Here is a 24668-nt window from a genome sequence, read left to right as displayed (position 1 = left end):
ACACAGGAGAAGTGATGGGAATCCGCTCACTGGGATATCTACGCATCGAGGCGACCGACATGGCCGCCTGGCGGGAATACGGGCTCAAGGTGCTCGGCATGGTCGAGGGCAAGGGCTCCAACCCGGAGACACTGTATCTGCGCATGGACGAGTTCCCCGCCCGGCTGGTGATCGTCCCCGGCACGAAGGACCAGCTGCAGATCTCGGGCTGGGAGACCGCCAATGCCGAAGAGCTGCAAGACATCCGCAACCGGTTGGACGCGGCCGGTGTGCCCTACAAGGAGGGCACCGCGGCGGAACTGGCCGACCGCCGAGTCCACGAACTGATCCGCTTCGACGACCCCTCCGGCAATACCCTCGAGGCGTTCCACGGCGCCGCGCTGGAGCATCGCCGGGTGGTCAGCCCCTACGGGCACAGGTTCGTCACCGAGGAGCAGGGGCTCGGGCACGTGGTGCTCAGCACCAAGGACGACAAGGCAGCGCTGGAGTTCTATCGTGACGTGCTCGGCTTCCGGCTGCGCGACTCGATGCGACTGCCACCGCAGATGGTCGGGCGCCCGGCCGACGGCGAACCCGCCTGGCTGCGCTTCTTCGGCTGCAACCCGCGCCACCACTCGCTGGCCTTCCTGCCCATGCCGACGCCGAGCGGCATCGTGCACCTGATGCTCGAGGTGCGCAACGCCGATGACGTCGGGCTGTGCCTGGACCGCGCGCTGCGCAAGAAGGTCAAGATGTCGGCGACACTCGGGCGGCACGTCAACGACAAGATGCTCTCGTTCTACATGAAGACACCGGGCGGATTCGACGTCGAATTCGGCTGCGAGGGTTTGGAAGTGGACGACAGCGACTGGATCGCCAGGGAATCCACCGCGGTGAGTCTGTGGGGCCACGACTTCACCGTCGGGCAGCGGCAGCAGTGACCGAGAGGGCGAGCGAAACGGTGACCGCGGATGGGCGAGTCGAGATCGATCCACGGCAGTTCCGGAATGTGCTCGGGCAGTTCTGCACCGGCATCACGGTGATCACCACCATCGACGGCGATCAGTCCCCGATCGGCTTCGCTTGCCAGTCCTTCGCCGCCCTCTCGCTCGAGCCGCCGCTCGTGCTGTTCTGCCCCACCAAGGCATCCCGGTCCTGGGCGGCGATCGAGAAGTCCGGACGTTTCGGCGTGAACGTGCTCGCCGAAGAACAGCGCGAGCTGTGTGCCCGCTTCGGCTCCCGCGAACCCGACAAGTTCGTCGACGCCGCCTGGCACACCTCCGACCTGGACCTTCCGCTATTGGACGACGCGCTGGCCACTATCCAGTGCACCGTGGACAGCGTCGTCGACGGCGGCGACCACTACATCGTGATCGGCCGCGTCCAAGCGATGTCCGAGACGACAACCTCCGGCCGCCCCCTGCTGTTCTACCGCGGCCAATACACCGCCATCGAACCCGAGAAGACCACCCCGGCCCCCTGGCGCGCCGACCTCGAACACTTCCTCACCACGACAACGTTGGACACCTGGCTGTAACCGCCCGCGTAGCTACCGGGGCTATGCGGTGCCACACTCAGCTCATGAAGGTGATCACACAGCGAGAGTTCCGGAACAACTCTGCTGCCGTCATGGACGAGGTGGAATCCGGCGAGACGTTTCGGGTGACACGGAACGGCATCGAGGTCGCCGAGTTGCGACCGGTGTCGCGACGGCAGCGGCTGACTGCTGAAGAACTCGTAGAACGGCATCGCAGACTGCCTCGGGTCGACTACACGTTGATGTGTCAGGCGGCCGCTGGCGCGGGCCAGGGCGGTCGCCTCGAGAGGCGACCCGGATGCGTGGTCCCCGCCCACCGACCTTGCACTGGGGTCGAAGAGGTGTGCCGTTGATCGTCACGAATGGTTTTGTGCCGCAGCACAATTATTTGTGACGGCGGTGGGATCAGGCGTGTACCAGCCAGAGGCGGCGTCGAACACCAAACCGGCAGTGTCGGTGAACTCGGCCAATTCTCGGTCCACGTCCGGTTTCACTCGAATACCCTCGAAGTCGACATCCACCGTCGCCCAGATCCGGTCGAGTTCGACTGTCTCGCCATCGGCCAGCTGGATTCTGAACTGCTCGTCGCAGTCCTCCAGCTTGATGGCAAGCCGCGCCACTGTGCCGACCTGACGTAGCACTGGATGTGCACGTACTCGAACTCGAAGTGGTCACCGTCGCACACGTATGCCGCGATCGGCTCGTCGCTTGCAGTGCATTCGACCTGTGCGCCTTCGAGTTCGCGCCAAGAGGGTACATCCAGCGGGATCCCGTCGATCATGATGTCCACCGAGGGGTGCCCTTCAGGCCAGTCGAATTCCAGTGACCAGGTGAGTGCCGGAGCCGGGCCGATAGCGGAATTATCGAGCAGCTCGCCTTTCAAGGAGCCCAGGGAGATCGGGTGGAACTTGTCGAGGAACAGATCGGCGCTGTGGGCGCGGTCATCCATGCGTCCACTGTAGGGGCCCGAACTGGAACCGCCCCGGACTGGACGTGGAAGGTCTTCTCGCTCATCAGGATTCTTCCGATCGGGCGGCCGCGGTTCGGTTGATGTCGTCGGCTTCGGCGCGGTAGCCGTACGGGGTCGCGCACGAAACCCCTCAGGGTGCTCAACCACCTGTTCGTCCACGGAGCATCGCGCGACTCCCTGCTCTTCGCCGCTGTCAACAGTCCACGGGATCCGCTGGAACGCCGGTTGAGTCGCTTCGCAGCAAGATTTCCACCTCGGCCGGATGGCAACAGTTCGACCTGGGGCGTACTGGCTCAGCGGAGGAGCATTTCGAAACCGCGCGAGACGTCGCGGACGAGATCGGTGACGACGCCGCCGGTGCGATGGCAATGGCGGAGTGGTCCGGGATGACCGAGGAGGTCGGCAAGCCCTCTGTGGCCGCCGACGCCGGGCTGAGCGCAATCCTCGAGGGTGTTGGAGGCCGAGGCCGCGAACGGGTCAGCGCGGGTCTCTGGCCAGCTGCGCAACGCCCGTACGTTGATACATGTCCGGGCTCCGGGATCCGAGGTCGCACGGACGCTCGATGCGCGTATGGCCGAGCTGCTGCTGATCTGACCTTCCTCGGCCCGGTCAAGGCGTAGCTTGATGGGAAATCCGGCAGGATGGTCCCGGCCGGATTTTCCTCTCACGCGGCGTCGAGGGCTGCGGTGATCTTGCGGGTCATCTCGGCCAGGGTCGGGCTGGGCTCGCCCTGGTGGGTCCGGTTGGCTGCTTCGATGGCGACGAGGACCGTGCTGCGGAAGTTGTCGGCCTCGGCCGGATCCTGCTTCTCGAGCAGGCTCATGGCGGCGGTCAGGGCCGGCAGCACGTGATCGGCGAGTTCGGCTACGTTCTTGCCGTTCAGGTCGATGTCCTTCGACTTCGCGGCGAGCACGTGCCCGACCAGGCCGGTCGCGGAGGACAAAGCGAGGGAACCGTTCGTGGCGACCTTGTGGGGCTTGCCGGTGGCATCAACGGCGACCATCAGCGACACGGCACCGTACGCGGCGGTCTGCAGGGTGCTCTTGTCCTGGTCGGTAAGGGTGATGGACATGGTTGTGTGCTCCTTCAAATCTGTTGTGGTGAAGTTCGATTGAACGGATGAATGGTGGAATGCGGTCGGTTCGGCGCCCGGGTGGTATCCAAATCGCTCAGCTCGGCGAACCCTCCTGGTCATGGGCCGCTGCCGTCTCGCGTACAGCCTCGGCGACGGCGCGGAAGTCCTTGCGCAGAATGTGGGAGTGGTTGCTCGCGACCTTCGCGCTCACCGTGACGTTCGGGTTGTGGGCGAGGACCGGTTCGAGTGCGGCCCGCGCCTGTTCCATCTCCCCTTTCTGGCTGCCGAGGCTGTCACCAGTGGCCAGGACGAACCGCACGGCGCAGGTCAGCCGGTTGAGGACCGGCACGCTCGCCGCGGCGATCTCGTTGAGCTCGATGTTGGACTCGGCATGCTGAGCGGCGGTCATGCGCGCGGCCATGCCGAATGGGCGCACCAGCGGCAGCACAAACCGCATCCGGTGGAACAACTTCCGGATCCGCTCAGCGCCTTCCTCGCCGGTCAAGCCGCACGGAGCGGCGTCCACGGTCACCACCCCCAGGACACGGTCCGGATTCCGGTCGGCCCAATGCCACCCCAGCACCCCACCGTAGGACCAGCCCACCAGAATCGGCCGCGCCACCCCACGCGCCGCGAGGACAGCATCGACATCTCGCAAGCAGGCTTCGAAGGAGTAATCCGCGGACTGCTCGGATTTGCCGCGGGCCCGCTCGTCGTAGGTGATGTGCCGGAAGCCGGGCCCGAGTTCGGCGATCACCCGCAGCCAGTGCGACTGATCGGCGTAGGCGCCGTTGAGGTAGACGACGGGCCGGCCGGGGCCACCGGTGTCGGTCACGGCCAGGGAGGTGTCATCGACCGGCACCATTCCGGTCCACTTCGAACTGGTCGAGGAGGTGCTGTTCTTCGTCATGGCAGCAAGTGTCAGCGTCTGACCTGACACCACCCTGACACCGGCCTGACACGGTGTTCCACCTGGTCGCGCCAGGCCAGGGCGCTGCGCGGGCCGTTGTGAAGCTTGATCAGCGCCTCGAGTCGGCTTGTTGGCAGCTTCCGCCCAGCTGGACAGAATGGGCACGACGATCAGGTGTTTCGAGTCCGCTTCCTATAGCCCGACGAGGTCGGCCATCAGGTTCATGTGGTGCTCGAAGTAGCCGGCGCGGGCCTCGATGGTGCCGTCGAGGCGGCCGAAGATTTCAAACGTGACCAAGCCGAACAGTTGGGTCCAGCCGACGAAGACGCGGTCGAGAACTTCCTCGGGCAGATCGGATGCCTGCTGTTCGATCAATGTCCGCAGGTCCGCGCGCACCGGTTCGGGCAGGGGTGATGACAGTGGCGCGGGATCGAGGCGGCCCGCGGCGACGGCGTCGGCAGCTATGGCGGACAGCAGCAGCACCACCTTCGATGCCAGGGCGACAGTGTCTTTCGGGGCATCGTATCCGGGAACCGGGCTGCCGTAGAGCAGCCCGTATTCGGCCCGGTGCGCGGTGGCCCAGTCACGCACGGCCCAGCAGACCGCCAACCACCGTTCGCGGTACTCGTGCGCAGGCGCCTGCGCGGCCGCCGCCGCGGCGGCCGCGCCGAGGGACTGGTAAGCCTCCATGATCAAGGCGGTCAGCAGGTCGTCGCGGCTCGGGAAGTACCGGTAGAGCGCGGAGGCGACGATGCCCATGTCCCGGGCTACACCGCGCAGTGACAGGTTCGCGCCGTCGACGGCCAGCCGTTTCCGAGCGGCAGCCTTGATCTCCTCGGTCATTTCGGCACGGACCCGAGCGCGCAGTGACGGTGCGGACATACCCGCAGTATAGAGAACAACTAGTCACCGGAAGAACAGCGGACCTTTTCAAGAACATCGTTCTTGACAGAGATCGACGGTCGCCCATACGATGATCCGAGACATCGAGAACAGTGTTCTCGAAACGGAACGTCAGACGGGATCACGAACATGTCCATTCACATCGTCATCGGAGCAGGCCCGGCGGGTTCGGCCACCGCGCTGCTGCTTGCCGATCGGGGCGACCAGGTTCGCCTCATCACCCGCCGCGGCACCGGACCGCAACACCGAAGGATCGAGCGGATCGCCGCCGACGCCACCGATTCGTCCAGCCTCAGTACGCACAGTGCGGGCGCTACCGCGATCTATCAGTGCGCCCAGCCCGAGTACCACCGGTGGCCCACCGACTTCCCGCCGCTGATCCAGTCCACGATTTCCACCGCGGAGAAAACCGGAGCGGTGCTTGTCACCGCCGGAAACCTCTACGGCTACGGCGCGGTGGACGCGCCGATCACCGAACAACACCCGCTCCGTCCCAATTCCACGAAAGGTCGCACGCGAGCCGAACTCTGGAATGCGGCATTGACCGCACACCAAGCGGGCCGTATTCACACTGCCGAGGTGCGCGGATCCGATTACCTTGGCGCCGGAGCGAATTCGGCGTTCACGGTTATGGTGCTTCCTGCCGTCCACGCGGGAAAACCGGCGCTGTTCCCCGGCGATCTGGATGCGCCGCACAGTTGGACCGTCATCGACGACATGGCGCGGACCCTCGTGGCCGTCGCCGATGACGAAACCGCTTGGGGCCGAGCATGGCACGCACCCACCGCGCCACCGCTGTCGGTACGCGCGCTCGCCGAGCTGACGGCAGACCTCGCGGGCGCACCGCCCGCGCGAGTGCGCCACATGCCCGCGGCAGTGCTGTGGGCCGGGGGCCTGTTCGATTCGAATGCCCGCGAGATGCGCGAAGTGCGGTATCAGTTCGACCAGCCATTCGTGCTCGATTCTGCCGCTGCCAGCGCGACATTCGGTATCGAACCCACCGCCACCGCAGTTGCCGTGCAAGCCACCCTCGACAACCTGCCCACAGCGCGGAGTACGGCGAAGCGATCGTGACAACACCTGGTACGACCCATGCGCCCTGGAACTTCCTCGAACGCCAACCGGAGAAGTGGCAGCCTGAGCGATCGAAGGCAGAGTCACCCACCACGGACTCCAGGCAGATCTACCGCAAGCGCGTCGACCGCGCCCACATGGGGATGATCCCGATCATCGGCGCCGGCCCGTAGGTCCGGTCCGGGGGTGATGGACATTCTGTAGGGCGGCAAAGGCCCTACTCGGACGCGTTGGTGCCGGATTTGGGCAGTTCTGTTCCTCGATCCCCTTCGCCGGTGGGAGTGTGCTGAGAACGCAGGTGGGAGTGTGCTGAGAATCCCGTGAACTCCGTTGTCGCCGCGCCATCGGTGGACTGGAATGGTCCCGTCACGCACGTATCTCGTCCTCCGAAAGGCTCCTGCCATGAAAATGAAACTTGCCGGCACCTTGGCGGTAGTCGCCGCGGCGGGTGCCGCATTCGTCGGGCCGCTCGCCGGATCTGCCACCGCCGCAGTGCCGGGTGCACAGTTCCCAACTCATCAGGATCGCGACTGGGGCGGCTGGAATCGTCCAGGGTGGCACGACCCGGGCGATCCCTTCCGCAACGACTGGCACTGCGACCGGCACGGAGCGTGGCACAACGACGAACACGACGGGTGGGGCCACTGGGACGGCCGCTGCCATCCCTGGTGACAACCCGTCCTACCGCATGCTGGTACCTGCTGATCCGCTTCGCCCCACCGGGCCGATGAGCATTTCGCCGCTGAGGAGGATGCGGCCCGTATCGTGGGGATGGACGCTGCGCAGCAACCACTAGCTCGAGCCGAGCCACTGATGTGGCTGGCCGGTCACCGCGGCGATGCAGTCGAAGTCGTGATCCCGATGCAGCAAAGTCAGCCCACGGAGCTCGGCGGTGGCGGCCACGACCAGATCGACCGGGCCCGCGCTGCGATGTCGCCCTCGCTTCGTCAGTTCTCCCTGTACCGCCCAAGCCCGGTCACACGCGCGATCATCGACCGGCTCCCAGCCGAACAGCGACCTCATATCCTCGATCGCTCGCTGACGGTCAGCTGAAGAGCGTGCACTGTAGAAGAACTCGAGCTCGGTTATCGGACAGATCGCAATCAGTCCGGCAGCGGCGGCACGCTGCCATGCGACAGCCTCGTTGTCGCGCCTGAACAGCGGGACCAAAGCGCTCGTGTCGATGAGGAACTGAGCCGCGCTCACCGACGGTATTTCCGCTTGTCCTCGAGGACATCCAGGTCGAATGCGCCATCGGCGACAGCATCCTGAAGACGGGTGAGAGCCAGCGCCCGACGACGGGTCTCCAGCACCTCACGAAGGGCCGCGTTCACCGTTTCCTTTTTCGTTCCGGTGCCGAGCGCCTTGGACACATCGGCAACCAGTTGGTCATCGAGGTCGATCACTGTCCGAGTCATGGCGCACCTCCGGTGATATCTTGAATTGAATACATGATATCACCATGGATACATTACATTCGCGATGTTATCAGCCAACCCGCGCGGCCGTGGCTTCCCGCTGGAGTTCCAGGGCGATGTCGATGAGCTGGTCTTCCTGCCCGCCGACGAGTTTGCGTTTGCCCGCGCGCACAAGCATTTCGGCGGTGGAGACGCCGTAGCGCTCGGCCTGGCGTTCGGCATGCTTGAGGAAGCTGGAGTACACACCCGCGTAGCCCATCATCAGGGCCTGGCGGTCGAGCAGGCATTCCTGCGGCATAGCGGGGCGGACCACGTCTTCGGCGGCGTCGGCGATGGCGAAGAAGTCGATGCCGGTCTTGATGCCGAGTTTGTCGCAGACACCGATCAGGGCCTCGACCGGGGTGTTACCCGCGCCCGCGCCGAAACGACGGGCGCTGCCGTCGATTTGGGTGGCGCCAGCGCGAATCGCATAGACCGAGTTGGCGACCGCGAGGTCCAGGTTCTCGTGGCCGTGGAAGCCGACTTGGGCGTCATTGCCGAGCTCGGCGACGATCGCTGCCACCCGATCGGAAACCTGCTCCAGGACAAGGGCTCCCGCGGAGTCCACCACGTAGACGCACTGGCAGCCCGCGTCGGCCATGATGCGGGCCTGCTTGGCCAGCACCTCGGGAGGCTGGGTATGCGACATCATCAGGAATCCGACAGTCTCCAGACCGAGTTCGCGCGCAAGCCCGAAGTGCTGGATGGACACGTCGGCCTCGGTGCAGTGGGTGGCGATACGGCAGATGGAGACGCCGTTGTCCTGCGAGACCTTGATGTCTTCTTTGACACCGACGCCGGGCAGCATCAGCACGGCGATCTTGGCCTGCCTCGCCGTCTCGGCGGCGATCGTGACCAGTTCCTGCTCAGGCGTCTTGGAGAAGCCGTAGTTGAACGACGAGCCGCCCAGGCCGTCGCCATGGGTCACCTCGATCACCGGAACGCCCGCGCCGTCCAGTGCCGCGACGATGTCACGCACCTCCGTGGCGGTGAACTGGTGGCGCTTGTGGTGCGATCCGTCGCGCAGCGAGGTATCGGTGACGCGGATGTCGAGTTCTGCTGAGTAGGACATTCTTTCGCTCCTTACAGCCGGGCCGAGACAATCTGGTCGGCGATGACCTCGCCCACCTGCGTCGCGGCGGCGGTCATGATGTCGAGATTGCCCGCGTACGGCGGAAGGAAGTCGCCCGCGCCCTCGACCTCGACGAACACCGAGACCTTCGCCATGCCACCGGACACCACCGACGGCTGGTCGAACTGTGGTTCGTTGAGCAGCCGATAGCCGGGCACGTACTGCTGGATGTCGGCGACCATGCGGTGGATGGAGTCGGCGACGACGTCGGTGTCGGCGCCTTCGGGTATGGCGCAGAAGATGGTGTCGCGCATGATCATCGGCGGCTCGGCGGGGTTCAGGATGATGATCGCCTTGCCCCGCCGCGCGCCGCCGATGGTCTCCACGCCGCGGCTGGTGGTCTTGGTGAACTCGTCGATATTGGCCCGGGTGCCGGGGCCCGCCGAAACCGACGACACCGACGCGACGATCTCCGCGTATGGCACCGGTACCACCCGCGACACGGCGGCGACGATCGGAATGGTCGCCTGGCCGCCGCAGGTGATCATGTTGACGTTCGGCGCGTCGAGATTCGCGCCGAGGTTGACCGGCGGCACTACGGCGGGACCCACGGCGGCGGGCGTGAGATCCACTGCGCGGATGCCCGCCTCTGCGTAGCGCGGCGCGGCGGCACGGTGCACGTATGCCGAGGTCGCCTCGAAGATCAAGTCCGGCAGTTCGGACTGGCCGAGCAACCAATCGACACCTTCGTGCGAGGTGTCCAGCCCGAGGCCGCGGGCACGCTTCAAGCCCTCGCTGTCCGGGTCGATACCGATCATCCAGCGCGGCTCGACCTTCTCCGAACGCAGCAGCTTGTAGAGCAGATCGGTACTGATGTTGCCGGACCCGACGATCGCGGCGGTGACGGTCCCCTGCACGGACACGACAGGCCTCCTAGGTGAATTGCAGACGGACGGAACCGAGTCCGGCGAACTCGGCATGGAATGCGTCGCCCGGACGGGCGTCGATGGCACGGGTGCACGAGCCGGGCAGCACAATGTCGCCCGCCTTCAGCCGCACCCCGAAGCTCGCGACCTTGCGCGCCAGCCAGGCCACCGCGATCACCGGGTCGCCGAGCACCGCGTCGCTGCGGCCCTCGGCGACGACATCGCCGTTGCGGGTGAGCACCGCGTCGATCGCCTTGACGTCGATGTCCTTCGGCGCGACACGCTGCGCACCGAGCACGAACCCGGCGGAGGATGCGTTGTCGGAGATGGTGTCGGCCAGCCCGATGTTCCAGTCCTTGACCCGCGAGTCGATCAGCTCGATCGCCGGCGCGAAGGCGACCGTGGCGGCGAGCACGTCCTCCTCGGTGCAGTGCGCGCCGGGTAGGTCGGCGCCGAGCACGAACCCGACTTCCACCTCGACCCGCGGAAACAGGTAGCGACCCGCCTCCACCGGAACGTCTTCGTAGACTTCCATTTCCGCGAGCAGATGCCCATAGTCCGGCTCGTCGACGCCCATCATCTGCTGCATGGCCTTCGACGACAGGCCAACCTTGTGGCCGACCACCCTGGCGCCGCCGTCGAGCCTGCGCCGGATATTGATCAGCTGGATCTGGTAGGCGTCGACCACGTCGATGCCGGTGTACCTGGCGACCAGCGGATCGATCGCCACACGGTCGCGCTCGGCGCGCTCGAGCTCGTCGGCAAGTTCGGTTCGTACCACGTCGGACAGCACGCTAAGTTCCTTCCACTGTTGCTTGATCGAGCGCCGGGACCTGCTCGCTCGCCGCGGATCGCCCGGCCCGGCGTCCAGAGAAGACGCAATCGGACAGCGAAAGACCGCTGACGTAGGACTTCGAGCAGATGCCGATCGCGGTCCGGCCCGCCGCGAAGAGGCCGGGAATATCGTTTCCCTCCGTGGACTTCACCGCGCCGGTGTGCTCGTCCACGACGACACCGCCGAGGGTGAGCATCGGACATGGGTTTGTCAGGCTCGGCTCGATGCCCACATCCAACAGCCAGAACGGGCCGGTGCGGACGGGTTTCGTGAACTCGGCCGGCTTGCCGACCGGATCGGGCGCGCCGGTGTCGATCGCCGCGTTGTGCGCCTCGACCGTCGCGCGCAGACCGGCGGCACCGATCCCGGCTTTCGCCGCGACCTCTTCCAGGGTGGCGCCGCGAATCGCGGTGCGCCGCATGGTCTCGAACTGCCCGCGCTGGAACCAGGCGCCTTGCTTGCCGATCTGGCCGATCGCGGTGCGCATCAGGGTGTCGTCGGCGAGCAGCCAGCCCTTGCCGTCATGCTCAGTGATCAGCGCATGGCCGACCGCGGCGCCGTAGCGGGTCTCGTCGATCACCCGGCGGCCGTCCGCGTCCACCAGCACCGCGCCGGTGAAGGCGCTGGGCGGCAGCAGGAAGCGCCACGCCGAGACGTTGTCCATGCGGTCGACGGCCGCGCCGACCCGCTGCGCCATCAGGATGCCGCTGCCGTCGTCACCAGTGGTGCCGAGCGCGAGACCACCCCGGTATCGCGGCGCGTACTGCCGCACCATGTCACGGTTAGCGATGAACCCGCCCGCGCTGACCACCACACCCCTGCGCGCCAGGACGCGAATCGTGGTGCCGTATCGGCGTTCCATGCCCACGAGCCGTTTCTCCAGTGCCCGCCGCAGCGGTGGATAGTAGATGCCCGGCTTGGCCGCGATGGTCGCCATGCGGGTGTAGCGGTCGCGGATCCGGCCGGGCGCATCGCGCAGCGTGTGGCATTCGACGCCGATCACCGAGCCCACGTCGTCGGTGAGCAATTGCGTTGCCCGCGTCAGGGTTTCCACCCGCACACCGAGCCGGGACGCGGAGGCGGCGAGCGGGCCGGTGAGCTTCTTGCCCGAGGTACCCCTACCCTTCACTCGGTGTCCGCGCTGCGCGGCCGGGATGTCGCGGAACGCGCCGGAGATCTCGCTGCCGGAGTAGTACAGGTAGTAGCGATCGTTCGGATAGGAGGTCTTGTACGGGCACAGCGACGCCTCGAACGGCACGCCATGGCCCTTCAGCCATTCGATCAGCGCGGGGCTCTCATCGACGAACCGGCGCAGCGTCTCGGGCGTCACCGCATCGCCGACCTCGCGCTCCAGGTAGGCGTGCATCGACTCGGGAGTGTCCACGACCCCAGCCTCCCGCTGCACTGAGGTGCCGCCACCCGCGTAGATGATTCCGCCGGACAGCGCCGACGCGCCGCCCCCGGCGAATCGCTCGAGCACAAGCACCTGCGCGCCCGCCGCGGCGGCTTCCAGCGCGGCGGCCGCACCCGCGGCGCCGTATCCGACCACGACAACGTCGGTGGTCAGGTCCCATTCGAGGCCCATGTACTTCACTCCGGTCCGAAACTGAAACAAGTTTCCTCGACAAATGGAACGCCGAGCAAGTCTTCTGCCACACAACATAGACCAATGGCGCGTCCATTCTATAACGTGTTCTACATGAATGATCGGGAATACGACGTGGTGGTGGTCGGCAGCGGCGCCGCCGGAATGACCGCCGCCCTCACCGCCGCCCATCACGGGCTGAGCGTGGTGCTCATCGAAAAGGCCGCGCACTACGGCGGGTCGACCGCGCGCTCCGGTGGTGGCGTGTGGATCCCGGGGAACAAGGCGCTGCGCGCGTCAGGTCGGCCCGACGACCGCGAGGACGCGCGGACCTACCTGCACAGCATCATCGGCGACGTCGTGCCCAAGGATCGGATCGACACCTACATCGACCGCGGCGCCGAGGCCTTCGACTTCGTGCTCGACCACACGCCGCTGCGGATGCGCTGGGTGCCGGGCTATTCCGACTACTACCCCGAGGCACCGGGCGGCCGCGCCGAAGGACGCTCGTGCGAACCCAAGCCGTTCAACGGCAAGATCCTCGGCGCGGAGCGCTTCAACCTGGAGCCGGCCTATAGCAAAGCCCCGCTGAACGTCGTGGTCACGCAGGCCGATTTCAAGCAGCTCAACCTCATCCGGCGGCATCCGCGCGGCATGCTGCGCGCCATGCGGGTCGGCGTCCGCACCACCTGGGCCCGGCTCACCGGCAAGCATCTGCTCGGCATGGGGCAGGCGCTTGCCGCCGCCCTCCGCAAAGGACTGCTGGACGCGGACGTGCCGCTGCTGCTGAACACCCCGCTGACCGGGCTGATCGTCGAGAACGACCGGGTCACCGGTGTCGAGGCCGACCACGAGGGCCGGACCGTCCGCTTCACCGCTCGCCACGGTGTGGTGCTGGCCAGCGGCGGCTTCGAGCACAACGACGAGATGCGGCGGAAATACCAGCGCGCGCCGATCACCACCGAATGGACCACCGGCGCGCCCGCCAACACCGGCGACGGCATCCGCGCCGGTCTCGAGCTCGGCGCGGCCGTCGACATCATGGCCGACGCCTGGTGGGGGCCGACGATCTTCAAGGGCGGCAAGCCCTGGTTCTGCCTGGCGGAACGCAATCTGCCCGGCTGCGTCATCGTCAACGCCGACGGCAAGCGATTCGGAAATGAGTCCGCTCCTTACGTCGAGGCGGTGCACACCATGTACGGCGGCGAGCACGGGCAGGGCGACGGTCCCGGCGAGAACGTGCCCGCCTGGCTGGTGTTCGACCAGCGCTACCGCAACCGCTATATCTTCGCGGGCCTGCAGCCGGGTCAGCGTTTTCCATCCCGCTGGATGGAAAACAACCTCATCGTGCAGGCACCAACCCTCGCCGAACTCGCTACCGAGATCGGGGTGCCCGAGCAGAACCTCGCCGCGACCATCGAACGGTTCAACAGCTTCGCGGCCACCGGTGTGGACGAGGACTACCGCCGCGGCGACAGCGCCTACGACAAGTACTACGGCGACCCCACCGTGAAGCCGAACCCGTGTCTGGCCGCGTTGGTGGAGGGACCGTTCTATGCGGCCGAGATGGTGCCCGGTGACCTCGGTACCAAGGGCGGCCTGGTCACCGACGCCGCGGGCCGGGTGCTGCGGGAGGACGAGACCGTCATCGATGGCCTGTACGCCTCCGGCAATGTCAGCGCCCCGGTGATGGGCCACACCTACGCCGGTCCTGGCGCCACCATCGGCCCCGCGCTCACCTTCGGCTATCTGGCCGTGCTCGACATCGTGAAGCGCAGGAAGGACCAGCCCGCGATCGCGTCAGCGGAGGCATGATATGACGGCACCGGCGCAGGCTCCCATCGACACCGGTGCGCGCCCGGGTGGGTATCCAAGGCATTTGCGGGCCCGTACCCGCGATCGATCCATCCCACGACATGGACGCGGTATCACCGAGTGCCTGTGCCGCACGCGGGATCAACCTGTGGATGGCGGGTCGGTGACCCCGACGTCCGCTGCGACCTCGAAATCCGACGCTCCGTCTGCAACCATGAACAAGGAGTACTGATGCCCATCGACCCGAAGATCGCGCTCGGCGCGGCACTGCCGAGCCGGGAGTTCGCCTGGACGCCGTCCGATGTCCAGCTCTACCAGCTCGGCCTAGGCGCGGGCGCACGCTGGGCCGACGCCGCCGAGCTGCGCTACCTCGACGATCGGGCACCCCAGGTGCTGCCGACCTTCGCGACTGTCGCACCGACGCTGGGCGAGACCGAACCGCCGAAGGTGAGCTTTCCCGGCATCGATATCGATCTGGCGAAGGTCGTGCACGGCCATCAGGAGGTCGAGGTACACCGGCCGATCGCGGTGGTGGGCAAGGCGACCAGCACCGGCCGGATCGCGGAGATCTGGGACAAGGGCTCGGCCGCGGTGGTCGTGCAGGAGCACACCGCCACCGGCTCCGACGGCGCGCCGCTGTGGACCGTGCGCTCCTCGATCTTCGCCAAGGGCGAGGGCGGCTTCGGCGGCGAGCGCGGCCCGAGCACCAAGTCCGAACTGCCGCACCGCGCACCGGATTTCGACGTGGCGACGCCGACCCTGCCGCAGCAGGCGCTGCTGTATCGGATGTGTGGCGACCGCAACCCGCTGCACTCCGACCCGGAATTCGCCCGCGCGGCAGGCTTTCCCGCGCCCATCCTGCACGGCCTGTGCACCTACGGCATCGTCTGCAAGACCGCGACGGACACCGTGCTCGGCGCCGACGCGAGCCGGGTCGCCGGCTTCCGCGCCCGGTTCGCGGGCGTGCTGTTTCCCGGCGAGACGATCCGGACCCGGATCTGGCGGCAGAACGACGAGCTGACCATCGCGGCTACCGTTGTCGAACGCGATGACGCACCGGTCCTCGACGACGTCACGCTGCGCTTCCTGCCGGCTTGACGGCGGTACCTCCCGCCGAACGTAGACAAGCCCACCGGACCACCGGCTTCCCCACCGACTACCGATGTGTTCAGTTACTGCCCACCTCGCGGGGAGCCGCCGATGCCGTTCAGTACTCACGGGAGGCGTCCGGCTTTCTGCTACACGCCGGTGTCCGCCATGGTTCGAGGTAGAGCCGCTCGTTAGGCAGGCGCGGCAACCCGCCGGTGCCGCCAGGGACCACAGTCACGTCGTCGAGGTAGTGGTGGGCGCGCCAGTCCTGCACGAACATCAGCGCAGCGGTCATGCACGCAACGAAATCCATTCGGATGTCCTGCAATTGGACTGATAGACGAACGTCGGCGGCGATCGGGCGCGGAGAAGGCTCGCCACTCACGCTCATCGGTTCCGCCCCGATGGACGGGCATCCACACATGCGCGTATCGCTTCCACTACAACCATGCCGGAGGGCCAGAACGTGTCGCGTGGCGACTCTACCCAGACCCGAAACGCGGCGTGTATGTCGGCGGGCGACGGCAACGCGATTTCCGCGCCGAGCCGGGCGACCGTCACATTCAGCCGGAACAACTCGGAAAACATGCGCACCTCGTCGGCAGATCGGGCCTTGTCAGGAACGTCCACCTCTGTGAACGCGGATGGGAGACGATCGGGCCGACAACGCATTTCCGGGTCTGTATTCCGGATTTAACCAACTGACCCAGGCGCGCGGGCATAGTGATCGCCCCTACACTGCCCGCCCGAACGAAGATACGACCGGTTTCGGGCTTGATCCCCGCCTCCAACCCGCACACCTGCCGGTAGAACCGGCATCGACTCTCGGCCGTGTCCATCGGCAGCTCCGGGGGTGTCTCGCGCATCACCTACACCTCCACCCGGTGGCGGCCTGCCGCGCTCCCGCGTCGTGCGTGTCGCCCTCGATCGCCCGCAGCTCTTTGAGAGCGTCGAGGTACCGTCCGAGGACGTCGGCCGATAGCTCGTAGTCGACAGGACGTTGCGGCCCGACGAGCGCGGCTCGCTTCGGTAGTTCTCGGCTCGGCATGTACCCGACCTCCGTGAATCGACGGCTGTAGGTGCGCCCGACCACGAATTGTGGCGGGCTGAGCACCCGGCGCCAGGGACAACGACGCGCTGGCCGGTTCAACCCTGGCACCGGGGCCAACTTCAACGATGTCGCGCGGCCCGCCGTCGGCGCGGTGGCAACAGCCGTGGCATCCCTGGTCGCGTAGCGGCCGACTCCCCGACCAAGGCTCGGTAGTGGCATCGGGGGTGGCGTCCGCGCTGGCGACACCTATACCGCTTTCCTCGAGCTGATATTCCGGGGGATGATCGAAGTATGAGCAGCGGGACCGGCGCCCTGATCCGCCAACTTCGCTTGGCTAAGGGCTGGTCGCAGGGAAGACTGGCCGATGAACTATGCAAAGCATCTGGCGCCAATATCAACCGCGAATACATCTCCCGGCGTTGGGAATCCAACGCCACCGAACCATCGGCGTTTTGGCTACGTCATCTAGCGACGGTGCTTGATTGTCCCTCTGAGTTGTTGGAGGCAAATGTGAACCGGCGCGAATTCCTGAGCCACCTGGCTGCTACGTCCGTCGCGCCTGTCGTAGCGTCCGACCTCCTGGCCCAAGGATTCGCCGCGCGGCTCAGCGCGGCTCGGCCCGATATCGCGGAGTGGGAAGACCGGCTTGTCATCTATGGCCGCGATTACATGAGCGCTGGCGCCGCGGAGATTCAGCGGCGGCTGGCAGCCGACATGGTGGTGCTGCAACAGCAGTTGGATACACCGCGGATGTGGTCGATCGCTGCGCGCCTGATGACCCTGTACGCCAAGACTTTTCCGGGCCGCGACGGCCGCAAGGCGATCAACTGGTACTCGATGGCGGCCGAAGCGGCTGACCGATCCGAGGACACCGATATCCGAGTGTGGGTGCGTGGGCGGGCAGCGATCGCGTTGGGCTACGAGGGCGCGGCGCTGCCCGTAGCGCACCGTTTTGCCGATGAGGCGTTGGCGATCAGTGACCGGCCTGGTTTGGGTCGGCTCAACGCGCTGTGGGGGAAGGCGCACGCTGCCACAATCCTGGGCGACAAAGAAGCGGCGGGGGGCCTGATCGCCGTTGGCCGCCGGGAGTTCGATCGGTCAGGGTCCGAGGACCAATCGAGTGACTACGCGGTGCCGTGGTGGCGGGTGAACATCTTCCTGTCCCTTCTGGCCGCCCGCTTGGGTGACGAGCGGACCGCGTTGGCGGCACAGGAGGCGGCTCGGGCAGATCTGCCGGACTCGCTGCCGCGGTTCCGGACGCATCTGGATATGCATCAGGGATTGATGCTCGCGCGTGCAGGTGACCAGGCGGAAGGTGTCAAGATGGCACGGGCTGCGTTGAACGCACTTCCGCCGGAGAAGCATTCGCTGACGTTGCGAATGCTGATGAGCGAGATCAAAAGACCTGTTTCCGCGACGAAGGCGTGAATCCAGCTGTGCGTGGCGCCGATATCGCCTGAGTCGCTGTCGAGCCTTCGCACGCCACCGTGTAATTCCCACCTGGTCGTCCTCCTTCGCAGAGGTGTTCGCGGCGAGCTTGCCGATGCACGCTGCGCCGATCGGACGTCCGCCGGGGCCCGATGGCATTCGGATCGGGCCCCATCAAGCGCCGGTGGACGGCTGCGGTTCCGGACCGCGCCGTGCTCAACGCACCGCGACGCCTTGGATTACCAAGGTGTACAGCACCACAACGAGTACCGGCGCCGCCCGCCGCTCGGTGACGTAGAGCCGCCCGCGCCGCGCGCTCACCGGCCAGTTCACGGTGCGCAACTGGTTGCCGGGTGCGTAGGCGCGAATGTCCGCGTACTCGACGCCGGGGCCGTGCCTTCGGGTCAGATGACTGCCGAGCCGCTCCGGAAGTTCGGGGCGCGGCAAGCGCATTCGCTGCGGATCGGTGATCGGTAGACGAACAGCCGGCCCGCGGGCAGCACCGCGGTGGCGATCGCGAGCCCGGCCGGGCTGAGCGGCGGACACTCGCACCGCCAGGCCAACGCGCCCGAGACGCCACTGCCGACGCTCGTCCTCGCGTTCCGGCTCCGGCATGGCCAGCGGAAGCCGGTGCCGGCTCGCGATCACCCGGCCAGCAGGATCACCATCGACACGGTGAGCAGTACCGGCAGGAGCGCCACCGATATCGGCGCTCGCGCCCGGGCTTCTCGTTACCACCGAATCTGTCTACTGCACAAAACAGCCACATACACCGCGCTGGACCTGCCCGCCGGGTCGGCCTCCTACTACTTCCGCACGAAACACACGCTCATCGAGGCGATCGTCGACCGGATCACCACCCGCTCCCGGGAAGACTTCGGCGGCGCTCAGCTGGTGACGACCGACCCCCTCGACCCACGGTCGGTCGCCGAGGCCATCGCCGCCTGGCTCGACCGGCTATTGACCGAGCGGCGCAACCACCTCATCGCCCGCCACGCCCTACTCATCGATCTACTGGACGATCCCGACCTACACCCCCGGCTGGCCCGCAGCCTCTTCTCCATCGATCACGCTCGAGAGCTGTTCTACGCCAAAGGATTTCCCGATCCAGACACCGACGCCCACAACTTCGTCGCAGTCCTCGAAGGCGCCGTCTTCGACCGCTTCGCAGGCAACCGCAGCACCCTTCCGCCCAACACCCCCGCCAGCACCCACCAACTTGCCCGCCTCCTGACCCCCTACCTGACGGGCTGACGAGTGGCGCACGGCGGAGGGCCGCTCGGGCGTTTCGCCGCAGGCATGTGCCGCTCAGCGGCGCCAACCATGTTGGCTGTAGGTGCGGCCGGTGCGGTGGGCTCGGATGCCTACGTTCGAGTATGGGATGAGAGTCGATTCGGAGAGGGCGGCGAGGGGGAACCAGCGCAATTCGTAGGACTTGCCGGGCTCGCGGTTGACCGGGTTCCCGGACCAGCGGCGGGTTTCGAAGAAGAGGCCGAGGCGGGGCTCGAGCCCGGAACCGACTACGTGAGCGGTGTGGATGTGGTGCAGGTCGGCCTCGTCGATCACCACACCGACCTCCTCGTATGCTTCGCGGACGGTAGCGGCGGTAGCGGATTCACCCGCCTCCAGTTTGCCCGCGGGGAGGTGCCAGAGACCATCGAACTCGTCGTCGCTGCGGCGCTTGCTCAAAAGCAGGTCGTCCCCCCTGACGAGCAGAACGTGCACGTCGACCAGGTGCCTGGTGGTCACAGGGCTCCTCTCCGTACAGCTGCGCGGACGCCAGACATCCTGCCGCCCACCAGCCGAACGATCGTTACGCCCGCACCGGCCGAGGTACTGCCTGCCCCCGCCGCGCGCTCGGCGCGGTACGGGCGATGACGATTTCAGTGCGCGCTGAGCACCAGCCCGGAGGTCGGTACGCCAGTGCCTGCGGTGACCAGGATGTTATCCAGGTTCTCCACCGGGTTGACCGAGGTGCCACGGATCTGTCTTACCGCCTCGGCGATGCCGTTCATTCCGTGGATGTAGGCCTCGCCGAGTTGGCCGCCGTGGGTGTTCAGTGGCAGGCGGCCGCCGAGCTCGATGGCTCCGTCGGCGATGAAGTCCTTCGCCTCGCCACGAGCACAGAAGCCGAGTTCCTCCAACTGCATGAGGACGAACGGTGTGAAGTGGTCGTAAAGGATGGCAGCCTGCATGTCGCCGGGGCTCAGCCCGCTCTGCGCCCACAGCTGGTCGCCGACCAAGCCCATTTCCGGAAGTCCGGTCATGGCGTCGCGGTAGTAGCTGGTCATCACGTACTGGTCCGCGCCGGAACCCTGGGCGGCCGCGGCGATCACGGCAGGCCGCTGCGGCAGGTCGCGTGCGCGCTCGACGCTGGTCACCACGATCGCGACGCCGCCGTCGGACTCCTGGCAGCAGTCGAGCAGGTGCAGCGGCTCGGCGATCCAGCGCGAATTCTGGTGATCCTCCAGCGTGATCGGCTTGCCGTAGAAGAAGGCGGCCGGGTTCACCGCGGCGTGCTTGCGATCGGCGACGGCAACGGCGCCGAAGTCCGCACTGGTGGCGCCGTAGACGTGCATGTAGCGGCGGGCCACCATCGCCACCTGTGCGGCGGGTGTGCCGAGGCCCTGGGGGTAAGACCAGCCCGCGTCGATGCCCGACGAGGTCGGCGACGTCGCCAGCGCCGTGGAGAACTGCCCGAACCGCGACACCGAACGCTCGTTGAACGCGCGGTAGGCGACGACAACGTCGGCGATGCCGGTGGCCACCGCCATGGCGGCCTGCTGAACGGTGGCGCAGGCCGCGCCACCGCCGTACCCGATGTGGCTGAAGAACGTCAGCCGCGGGATGCCGACCGCCCTTGCCACCGCGGCCTGGGTGTTGGTGTCCATGGTGAACGTGGTCAGGCCGTCGACATCGGCCGCCGTGAGACCCGCGTCCGCCAGCGCCGCGGTGACCGCTTCAGCGGCCAACCGCAGCTCGCTGCGACCGGAGTCCTTCGAGAAATCGGTGGCGCCGATACCGACGACGGCCGCGCGACCCGAAATGGTCTGCTCAGTCATCGGCCCTCCGCAACGCGATGACGACTGTGGCCGTGATGTGGTCGCCGAGGCTGTCCCTGCCGACCACGTCGATGTGGATGTCGTCGCCCTCCAGCGCGGTCACCGTGCCGGTGAGCGTCAACGTGTCCCCCGCATACAGCGGAACACCGAGACGCAGCGCGATCGACTTCACGATCGCGCGCGGGCCCGCCCAGTCGGTGACGACGCGCTGCACCAGCCCGGTGTCGGTGAGGATATTGACGAAGATGTCCTTGGAGCCTCGTGCGGCAGCCTTGTCCCTGTCGTGGTGCACGTCCTGGAAATCCCTGGTTGCCAGGGCCGTACTGATCACGAAAGTCGGATCGGCGGTGATTACGAGCTCGGGCAGCACGGTGCCGACCCGCACGGCATCCGGTTCCACGGTGGCGGTCATGCTGTTTCCTCTCTCTCGGCACACGCTGGCCCTCCGTGGTGACGCAGGCTGCCGCCTCCACGCCGGACGCTCATGCTGTGTCCTTTTCTCGCATGGCCGGGGCCCTCCGTGGTGACGCGAGCTGCCGCCTCCAGGCCTGACCGGTCATGCGAGCACCTCCCAGATCGGCAGGATCGCCTCGTCGTCGAGCTTCTCGAAGCCCGCCTGGACCGGCAGGCCGACCCGCACCTCGGCTGGGTCGATGCCGCGCAGTTCACCGAGCATGCGCACGCCTTCCTCCAATTCGACCAGCGCGACCACGAACGGCAGCTGCCGCCCCGGCACCTTCGGCGCATGGTGCACGACGTAACTGAACACGGTGCCGCGCCCGGAGGCGACGACGTAGTCGGTCGGCTTCGACTTGTCCTGCCAGATGGCCGGAATAGGCGGGTGCCGCAGCGATCCGTCCGGCAGACGCTGGATGCGCAACTCGCCGACCTTGGTTCCCTCCCAGAAGAATTCGGTGTCCCACGAAACCAACGGCTTGACCCGTGCACCCGCGCCGGGCTGCGGCGCCGCGCCGGCGCCCGGTGCGAACTTCAGCAGACGGAACAGCATCTCGGCGACGACCTCGTCGCCCACGTGCCAGCTGGTGCGGAAGGTGACGAACCAACCATCCCCGAGCGCCGTTCGCTTGGGACCGCGGATGTCCGACAACCTGCTGGTGACGCAAAGCTCTTCCCCGACATTGAGATACCGGTGATAAGTCTGCCGGCAGTCGGTGGCGACCACGGAGGTGTAGCCCGCCGCGTCGAGCAGTTCGGTGGCCGCACCCATCGGGTCGTCGGCGGGCCGAGAACCGTTGAGCCCGAACATGGTCCACACCTGTGCCATGGCGGGCGGCGCGACGACGCCGGGGTGTCCGGCAGCCCGGGCTGCCTCCTCGTCGACGTAGATGGGGTTGGTGTCGCCCAGCGCCTCCACCCAGTTGTTGATCATCGGCTGGTTTACCGGATCGCGCCCGAGACGGGGCGCGCACTCGCCCGCGGCCTTGATTGTCTCGGCTGCGGCGATGATGGCTTCCGGAGTAGTGGTTTCCGGCACGCGCGGCTCCTTACTCGTTATCGGGGTACTCGCGGTAAGCGCAGTCCCGACGAGGCGACCAGCTCGCGCATCACCTCGTTGACGCCGCCGCCGAAGGTCACCACGAGGTTCTGTTTGGTCCTGCGGTCGAGCCAGGTGAGTAGCTCAGCGGTGTCGGGTTCGGTTTGGTCGCCGTAGCGGCCGACGATCTCCTCGGCGAGCCTGCCCGCCTCCTGGAGCGATTCGGTGGAGTAGACCTTGGTGGCCGACGCGTCGGCGATCACCTGGGACTGGTCACCGTCGACATCGGCGGCGCGCGCGACGGGCCCGGAGGCGGTAGCGGAGCGTGACCACGCAGGGCCCCGCGAGCGACGCCCATCGGACTCGGCGACGGTCGCGACAGGCCCGGAGGCGGTAGCGGAGCGTGACCACGCAGGGCCCCGCGAGCGCCGCCCATCGGACGCAGCGGCGACCTGCCAGTTCAGCAGCTCGTTGAGCCGGGCCATGGCATGGATGCGACCCAGCGAACGACGCACGTCGATCTCGTCGAGCACGCCGCGCGGCTGCGCCCATTCGCGCACCCGGTCGTAGAGCTGCTCGATCTTGCCGGACGGTCCGAGGCTCACCCGCTCGTGGTTGAGCTGCGTCGTGATCAGCTTCCAGCCCCGGTTCTCCTCGCCGACCAGCATGTTCGCCGGAACCCGCACATTGTCGAAGTAGGTCGCGTTGGTGTGGTGGGCGCCGTCGCAGGTGATGATCGGCGTCCACGAGTAGCCGGGATCGGTGGTGTCCACGATCAGGATGGTGATGCCGCGGTGGCGCGACTCGAGCGACCCGGTGCGGCAGGCCAGCCAAACGTAGTCGGCCTCGTGCGCACCCGTGGTGAAGATCTTCTGCCCGTTGACGATCCAGTCCCCGGCGTCGTCGCGCACCGCGGAGGTCCGCAGCGACGCAAGATCGGTCCCGGCCTCTGGCTCGGAGTAGCCGATCGCGAAGTGAATATCGCCTGCGAGGATTCCGGGCAGGAACTGCTTCTTCTGTTCCTCGGTACCGAACTGCTGCAATGTCGGTCCGACCGTCAGCAGGGTCACCAGCGGAAGCGGGACATCGGCACGCACGGCCTCGTTGAAGAAGATCTGCTGCTCGACCGGCCCGAAGCCCTGGCCGCCGTATTCCTTCGGCCAGCCGACGCCGAGCCAGCCGTCGCGTCCCATCCTGTGTACCACCGCGCGGTAGGCGTCGCCATGGCGGTTCACCGCCATCTCGGCCTCCTCCTCAGGAGTCACGAGATCGGCGAAGTACAAGCGCAGTTCGTCACGTAATCGGCGCTGCTCGGTAGTCAGGTCGATGAACATCTGGCCCCCAATCGATCAAGTCGGAACGACGGCCCACCGAGCCAGCGAGCGATGTCCTTAGCTTGTGAGTAATAGCGATGCATCGGGTGGGTCATGTCCACGCCGAGACCGCCGTGCAGGTGATGGCACTTCTGCATGGCCTGTGGCAATTCCGCGGCGACGGAGTAGGCGAGGATATCCAGATCGTCGTCGGTCCGGCCGCGATGCTCCTGGCTCGGACCGGCCTGCGCCAGCGCCCAGTTCGCCGACAGCGCGGCCACGTGCAGGGTGCGCGAGACGACGTACAGATCGGCGATCTGCTGGGCCACCGCCTGGAACTCCGCCAGCGGCCGACCGAATTGGCGGCGGGTCCGCAGATGCTCGGCGGTCAGAATGAGCGCACCCTTTAGCAAACCATCGGCGACCGATCCGATCGAGGCAAGCGCCAGCCGATGCAGGTCGACGAGACCGGTCGGCCACAGCTGGTCAGCGGGTATCTTCACCTGGTTCAGCCGCACGCTGCATTCCGGGATGCCGCCGGAGACCGGAGTCGGTGTCGTGGTGAGCCCTTCGGCTTCCGAATCAACAAGGGCGATACCGGAATTGGTCGGTACGAGCAGCCAGCGCGCCTGCTCGGCGTAGGGCACGGCGACCTTGTGCCCGGTGATGCGCACCGTGCTACCGCTGATCACCGCGGTGGTCTCCGGCTTCACCGTGAACGGTGCCGCCGGCTCGCTCAGCGCCGCGGTGAGCACCGTGCCCTTGGCGACCTCGGGCAGCACCCGCTCCCCGATGCTCTCCGGCGCGGAGGCCAACAGCGGCAGCACGCCGAAGCCGAGCGTCGGCAGGGCCGGCACCGCGACCGCGTCCGTAGCCAGCTCGGTGAGCAGCACCGATACCTCGAGCAGGCCCATACCATCGCCGCCGTGCCGCTCCGGCAGCGCGATCGAAAGCAGTCCGGAGTCGACCAGTCTCGGCCACAGCTCCATGCCACGGGCCGGCTCGCGCTCCATCAAGCTCACGACGACTTCGGCCACGGCATCTTGGCCCTCTTCCCTGGTGAAGTCCACGCTTTTCTCCCAGTTGTCTCGG

General features: G+C 66.9%; 29 protein-coding genes. 10 read left to right on the top strand and 19 right to left on the bottom strand.

All coding sequences use genetic code 11. From position 1 onward, the window contains the following. The first annotated feature begins 14 nt into the window (after positions 1-14). From hsaC to OHB12_RS36455, 3 genes are read left to right on the top strand one after another with little or no spacing between them, the layout of a single operon-like run. The gene (hsaC, locus tag OHB12_RS27300; RefSeq protein ID WP_327111988.1) at positions 15-920 is read left to right on the top strand and encodes an iron-dependent extradiol dioxygenase HsaC; all 906 of its coding nucleotides are present in this window, start codon (positions 15-17) and stop codon (positions 918-920) included. Beyond that, positions 917-1516 (top strand): 3-hydroxy-9,10-secoandrosta-1,3,5(10)-triene-9,17-dione monooxygenase reductase subunit, encoded by a 600-nt coding sequence (gene hsaB, locus OHB12_RS27295; protein WP_442799860.1) that lies wholly within the window; start codon positions 917-919, stop codon positions 1514-1516. The genes hsaC and hsaB overlap by 4 nt, the downstream gene beginning before the upstream one ends. Before the next feature lie 23 nt (positions 1517-1539). Next, on the top strand, positions 1540-1869 hold the full coding sequence (locus OHB12_RS36455; protein WP_442799859.1) for a type II toxin-antitoxin system Phd/YefM family antitoxin: 330 nt from the start codon (positions 1540-1542) through the stop codon (positions 1867-1869). 3 nt (positions 1870-1872) lie between these two features. Here the strand turns inward: OHB12_RS36455 and OHB12_RS27290 are convergent, their stop codons facing one another. From OHB12_RS27290 to OHB12_RS27275, 4 genes are all read right to left on the bottom strand, one after another. After that, positions 1873-2157 carry a hypothetical protein gene (locus OHB12_RS27290; protein WP_327111986.1) on the bottom strand — a complete coding sequence of 95 codons (285 nt, stop codon included), beginning with the start codon at positions 2155-2157 and terminating at the stop codon, positions 1873-1875. A 993-nt stretch (positions 2158-3150) separates the two neighbouring features. Next, positions 3151-3558: a hypothetical protein gene (locus OHB12_RS27285; protein ID WP_327111985.1), complete on the bottom strand. Its 408-nt coding sequence runs from the start codon at positions 3556-3558 to the stop codon at positions 3151-3153. Positions 3559-3655: 97 nt separating this feature from the next. Then, positions 3656-4471: an alpha/beta fold hydrolase gene (locus OHB12_RS27280; RefSeq protein ID WP_327111983.1), complete on the bottom strand. Its 816-nt coding sequence runs from the start codon at positions 4469-4471 to the stop codon at positions 3656-3658. A gap of 192 nt (positions 4472-4663) precedes the next feature. Then, on the bottom strand, positions 4664-5353 hold the full coding sequence (locus tag OHB12_RS27275) for a TetR/AcrR family transcriptional regulator (protein ID WP_327111981.1): 690 nt from the start codon (positions 5351-5353) through the stop codon (positions 4664-4666). A gap of 150 nt (positions 5354-5503) precedes the next feature. On the opposite strand from OHB12_RS27275, the gene OHB12_RS27270 reads away from it, so the two are divergent. The 3 genes from OHB12_RS27270 to OHB12_RS27260 all read left to right on the top strand — a co-directional run bounded on the left by OHB12_RS27270 (position 5504) and on the right by OHB12_RS27260 (position 7120). After that, positions 5504-6448 (top strand): NAD-dependent epimerase/dehydratase family protein, encoded by a 945-nt coding sequence (locus OHB12_RS27270; RefSeq protein ID WP_327111979.1) that lies wholly within the window; start codon positions 5504-5506, stop codon positions 6446-6448. Beyond that, positions 6445-6621, top strand: coding sequence for a hypothetical protein (locus OHB12_RS27265; protein WP_327111977.1), 177 nt, complete (start codon positions 6445-6447; stop codon positions 6619-6621). Before OHB12_RS27270 ends, OHB12_RS27265 begins: the two co-directional genes overlap by 4 nt. Positions 6622-6850: 229 nt before the next feature. Then, positions 6851-7120, top strand: coding sequence for a hypothetical protein (locus OHB12_RS27260; RefSeq protein ID WP_327111975.1), 270 nt, complete (start codon positions 6851-6853; stop codon positions 7118-7120). A gap of 120 nt (positions 7121-7240) precedes the next feature. On the opposite strand, the gene OHB12_RS27255 is transcribed toward OHB12_RS27260, so the two are convergent. From OHB12_RS27255 to OHB12_RS27230, 6 genes are all read right to left on the bottom strand, one after another. Further along, positions 7241-7654, bottom strand: a complete 414-nt coding sequence (locus tag OHB12_RS27255) for a PIN domain nuclease (protein ID WP_327111973.1) — start codon at positions 7652-7654, stop codon at positions 7241-7243. Then, positions 7651-7866 carry a type II toxin-antitoxin system VapB family antitoxin gene (locus tag OHB12_RS27250; RefSeq protein WP_040773354.1) on the bottom strand — a complete coding sequence of 72 codons (216 nt, stop codon included), beginning with the start codon at positions 7864-7866 and terminating at the stop codon, positions 7651-7653. The genes OHB12_RS27255 and OHB12_RS27250 overlap by 4 nt, the downstream gene beginning before the upstream one ends. 70 nt (positions 7867-7936) lie before the next feature. Further along, complete coding sequence (dmpG, locus tag OHB12_RS27245) at positions 7937-8977, bottom strand: 4-hydroxy-2-oxovalerate aldolase (protein WP_327111970.1); 1041 nt, start codon at positions 8975-8977, stop codon at positions 7937-7939. A gap of 11 nt (positions 8978-8988) precedes the next feature. Continuing rightward, positions 8989-9900 carry an acetaldehyde dehydrogenase (acetylating) gene (locus OHB12_RS27240; protein ID WP_327111968.1) on the bottom strand — a complete coding sequence of 304 codons (912 nt, stop codon included), beginning with the start codon at positions 9898-9900 and terminating at the stop codon, positions 8989-8991. A 10-nt stretch (positions 9901-9910) separates the two neighbouring features. Next, entirely contained in the window at positions 9911-10696 is a 786-nt protein-coding gene (locus tag OHB12_RS27235) for a 2-keto-4-pentenoate hydratase (RefSeq protein ID WP_327111966.1), read from the bottom strand. A gap of 1 nt (position 10697) precedes the next feature. After that, complete coding sequence (locus OHB12_RS27230; protein ID WP_327111964.1) at positions 10698-12323, bottom strand: FAD-binding protein; 1626 nt, start codon at positions 12321-12323, stop codon at positions 10698-10700. Positions 12324-12437: 114 nt separating this feature from the next. Between OHB12_RS27230 and kstD the strand changes: the two genes are divergently transcribed. Next, the gene (gene kstD / locus OHB12_RS27225; protein WP_327111962.1) at positions 12438-14138 is read left to right on the top strand and encodes a 3-oxosteroid 1-dehydrogenase; all 1701 of its coding nucleotides are present in this window, start codon (positions 12438-12440) and stop codon (positions 14136-14138) included. Positions 14139-14369: 231 nt separating this feature from the next. Beyond that, the gene (locus OHB12_RS27220) at positions 14370-15236 is read left to right on the top strand and encodes a MaoC family dehydratase (protein WP_327111960.1); all 867 of its coding nucleotides are present in this window, start codon (positions 14370-14372) and stop codon (positions 15234-15236) included. Between the two features lie 109 nt (positions 15237-15345). On the opposite strand, the gene OHB12_RS27215 is transcribed toward OHB12_RS27220, so the two are convergent. Then, positions 15346-15540: a hypothetical protein gene (locus tag OHB12_RS27215; protein WP_327111958.1), complete on the bottom strand. Its 195-nt coding sequence runs from the start codon at positions 15538-15540 to the stop codon at positions 15346-15348. 552 nt (positions 15541-16092) lie between these two features. Next, positions 16093-16497 carry a hypothetical protein gene (locus OHB12_RS27210; RefSeq protein ID WP_327111956.1) on the bottom strand — a complete coding sequence of 135 codons (405 nt, stop codon included), beginning with the start codon at positions 16495-16497 and terminating at the stop codon, positions 16093-16095. A gap of 291 nt (positions 16498-16788) precedes the next feature. On the opposite strand from OHB12_RS27210, the gene OHB12_RS27205 reads away from it, so the two are divergent. Next, a complete protein-coding gene (locus OHB12_RS27205; protein ID WP_327111954.1) occupies positions 16789-17706 on the top strand; it encodes a DNA-binding protein in 918 nt (305 codons plus the stop codon). A gap of 216 nt (positions 17707-17922) precedes the next feature. On the opposite strand, the gene OHB12_RS36450 is transcribed toward OHB12_RS27205, so the two are convergent. Next, complete coding sequence (locus tag OHB12_RS36450) at positions 17923-18159, bottom strand: DUF58 domain-containing protein (protein WP_442799858.1); 237 nt, start codon at positions 18157-18159, stop codon at positions 17923-17925. A 54-nt stretch (positions 18160-18213) separates the two neighbouring features. Here OHB12_RS36450 and OHB12_RS27195 point away from each other — a divergent pair, with 54 nt between their 5' ends. Then, the gene (locus OHB12_RS27195; RefSeq protein ID WP_442799857.1) at positions 18214-18960 is read left to right on the top strand and encodes a TetR/AcrR family transcriptional regulator; all 747 of its coding nucleotides are present in this window, start codon (positions 18214-18216) and stop codon (positions 18958-18960) included. 54 nt (positions 18961-19014) lie between these two features. On the opposite strand, the gene OHB12_RS27190 is transcribed toward OHB12_RS27195, so the two are convergent. From OHB12_RS27190 to OHB12_RS27165, 6 genes are all read right to left on the bottom strand, one after another. Next, positions 19015-19455, bottom strand: a complete 441-nt coding sequence (locus OHB12_RS27190; RefSeq protein ID WP_327111950.1) for an NUDIX hydrolase — start codon at positions 19453-19455, stop codon at positions 19015-19017. A gap of 134 nt (positions 19456-19589) precedes the next feature. Further along, a complete protein-coding gene (locus tag OHB12_RS27185) occupies positions 19590-20768 on the bottom strand; it encodes a lipid-transfer protein (protein ID WP_327111948.1) in 1179 nt (392 codons plus the stop codon). Then, positions 20761-21180 (bottom strand): MaoC family dehydratase, encoded by a 420-nt coding sequence (locus tag OHB12_RS27180; RefSeq protein WP_327111946.1) that lies wholly within the window; start codon positions 21178-21180, stop codon positions 20761-20763. The genes OHB12_RS27185 and OHB12_RS27180 overlap by 8 nt, the downstream gene beginning before the upstream one ends. A gap of 144 nt (positions 21181-21324) precedes the next feature. Then, the gene (locus tag OHB12_RS27175) at positions 21325-22263 is read right to left on the bottom strand and encodes a bifunctional MaoC family dehydratase N-terminal/OB-fold nucleic acid binding domain-containing protein (protein WP_327111944.1); all 939 of its coding nucleotides are present in this window, start codon (positions 22261-22263) and stop codon (positions 21325-21327) included. A gap of 17 nt (positions 22264-22280) precedes the next feature. After that, positions 22281-23597 (bottom strand): acyl-CoA dehydrogenase family protein, encoded by a 1317-nt coding sequence (locus OHB12_RS27170; RefSeq protein ID WP_327111942.1) that lies wholly within the window; start codon positions 23595-23597, stop codon positions 22281-22283. Further along, a complete protein-coding gene (locus OHB12_RS27165) occupies positions 23582-24646 on the bottom strand; it encodes an acyl-CoA dehydrogenase family protein (protein ID WP_327121532.1) in 1065 nt (354 codons plus the stop codon). Before OHB12_RS27165 ends, OHB12_RS27170 begins: the two co-directional genes overlap by 16 nt. Positions 24647-24668: the final 22 nt, after the last annotated feature.

It is taken from the genome of Nocardia sp. NBC_01730 (genome assembly GCF_035920445.1).
GTDB lineage: Bacteria > Actinomycetota > Actinomycetes > Mycobacteriales > Mycobacteriaceae > Nocardia.
Note: the sequence above shows the minus strand (reverse complement) of the source record. Positions and strands in the feature narration are given on the sequence as shown.

What these genes read in the sequence shown, in the direction of transcription:
- hsaC (WP_327111988.1), top strand. Translation starts at nt 15, where the DNA reads ATGGGAATCCGCTCACTGGGATATCTACGCATCGAGGCGACCGACATG.
- OHB12_RS36455 (WP_442799859.1), top strand. Translation starts at nt 1,540, where the DNA reads ATGCGGTGCCACACTCAGCTCATGAAGGTGATCACACAGCGAGAGTTC.
- OHB12_RS27285 (WP_327111985.1), bottom strand. Translation starts at nt 3,558, where the DNA reads ATGTCCATCACCCTTACCGACCAGGACAAGAGCACCCTGCAGACCGCC.
- OHB12_RS27280 (WP_327111983.1), bottom strand. Translation starts at nt 4,471, where the DNA reads ATGACGAAGAACAGCACCTCCTCGACCAGTTCGAAGTGGACCGGAATG.
- OHB12_RS27275 (WP_327111981.1), bottom strand. Translation starts at nt 5,353, where the DNA reads ATGTCCGCACCGTCACTGCGCGCTCGGGTCCGTGCCGAAATGACCGAG.
- OHB12_RS27270 (WP_327111979.1), top strand. Translation starts at nt 5,504, where the DNA reads ATGTCCATTCACATCGTCATCGGAGCAGGCCCGGCGGGTTCGGCCACC.
- OHB12_RS27260 (WP_327111975.1), top strand. Translation starts at nt 6,851, where the DNA reads ATGAAAATGAAACTTGCCGGCACCTTGGCGGTAGTCGCCGCGGCGGGT.
- OHB12_RS27250 (WP_040773354.1), bottom strand. Translation starts at nt 7,866, where the DNA reads ATGACTCGGACAGTGATCGACCTCGATGACCAACTGGTTGCCGATGTG.
- dmpG (WP_327111970.1), bottom strand. Translation starts at nt 8,977, where the DNA reads ATGTCCTACTCAGCAGAACTCGACATCCGCGTCACCGATACCTCGCTG.
- OHB12_RS27230 (WP_327111964.1), bottom strand. Translation starts at nt 12,323, where the DNA reads ATGGGCCTCGAATGGGACCTGACCACCGACGTTGTCGTGGTCGGATAC.
- kstD (WP_327111962.1), top strand. Translation starts at nt 12,438, where the DNA reads ATGAATGATCGGGAATACGACGTGGTGGTGGTCGGCAGCGGCGCCGCC.
- OHB12_RS27220 (WP_327111960.1), top strand. Translation starts at nt 14,370, where the DNA reads ATGCCCATCGACCCGAAGATCGCGCTCGGCGCGGCACTGCCGAGCCGG.
- OHB12_RS27215 (WP_327111958.1), bottom strand. Translation starts at nt 15,540, where the DNA reads ATGGATTTCGTTGCGTGCATGACCGCTGCGCTGATGTTCGTGCAGGAC.
- OHB12_RS27210 (WP_327111956.1), bottom strand. Translation starts at nt 16,497, where the DNA reads ATGCCACTACCGAGCCTTGGTCGGGGAGTCGGCCGCTACGCGACCAGG.
- OHB12_RS36450 (WP_442799858.1), bottom strand. Translation starts at nt 18,159, where the DNA reads ATGCGCTTGCCGCGCCCCGAACTTCCGGAGCGGCTCGGCAGTCATCTG.
- OHB12_RS27185 (WP_327111948.1), bottom strand. Translation starts at nt 20,768, where the DNA reads ATGACTGAGCAGACCATTTCGGGTCGCGCGGCCGTCGTCGGTATCGGC.
- OHB12_RS27180 (WP_327111946.1), bottom strand. Translation starts at nt 21,180, where the DNA reads ATGACCGCCACCGTGGAACCGGATGCCGTGCGGGTCGGCACCGTGCTG.
- OHB12_RS27170 (WP_327111942.1), bottom strand. Translation starts at nt 23,597, where the DNA reads ATGTTCATCGACCTGACTACCGAGCAGCGCCGATTACGTGACGAACTG.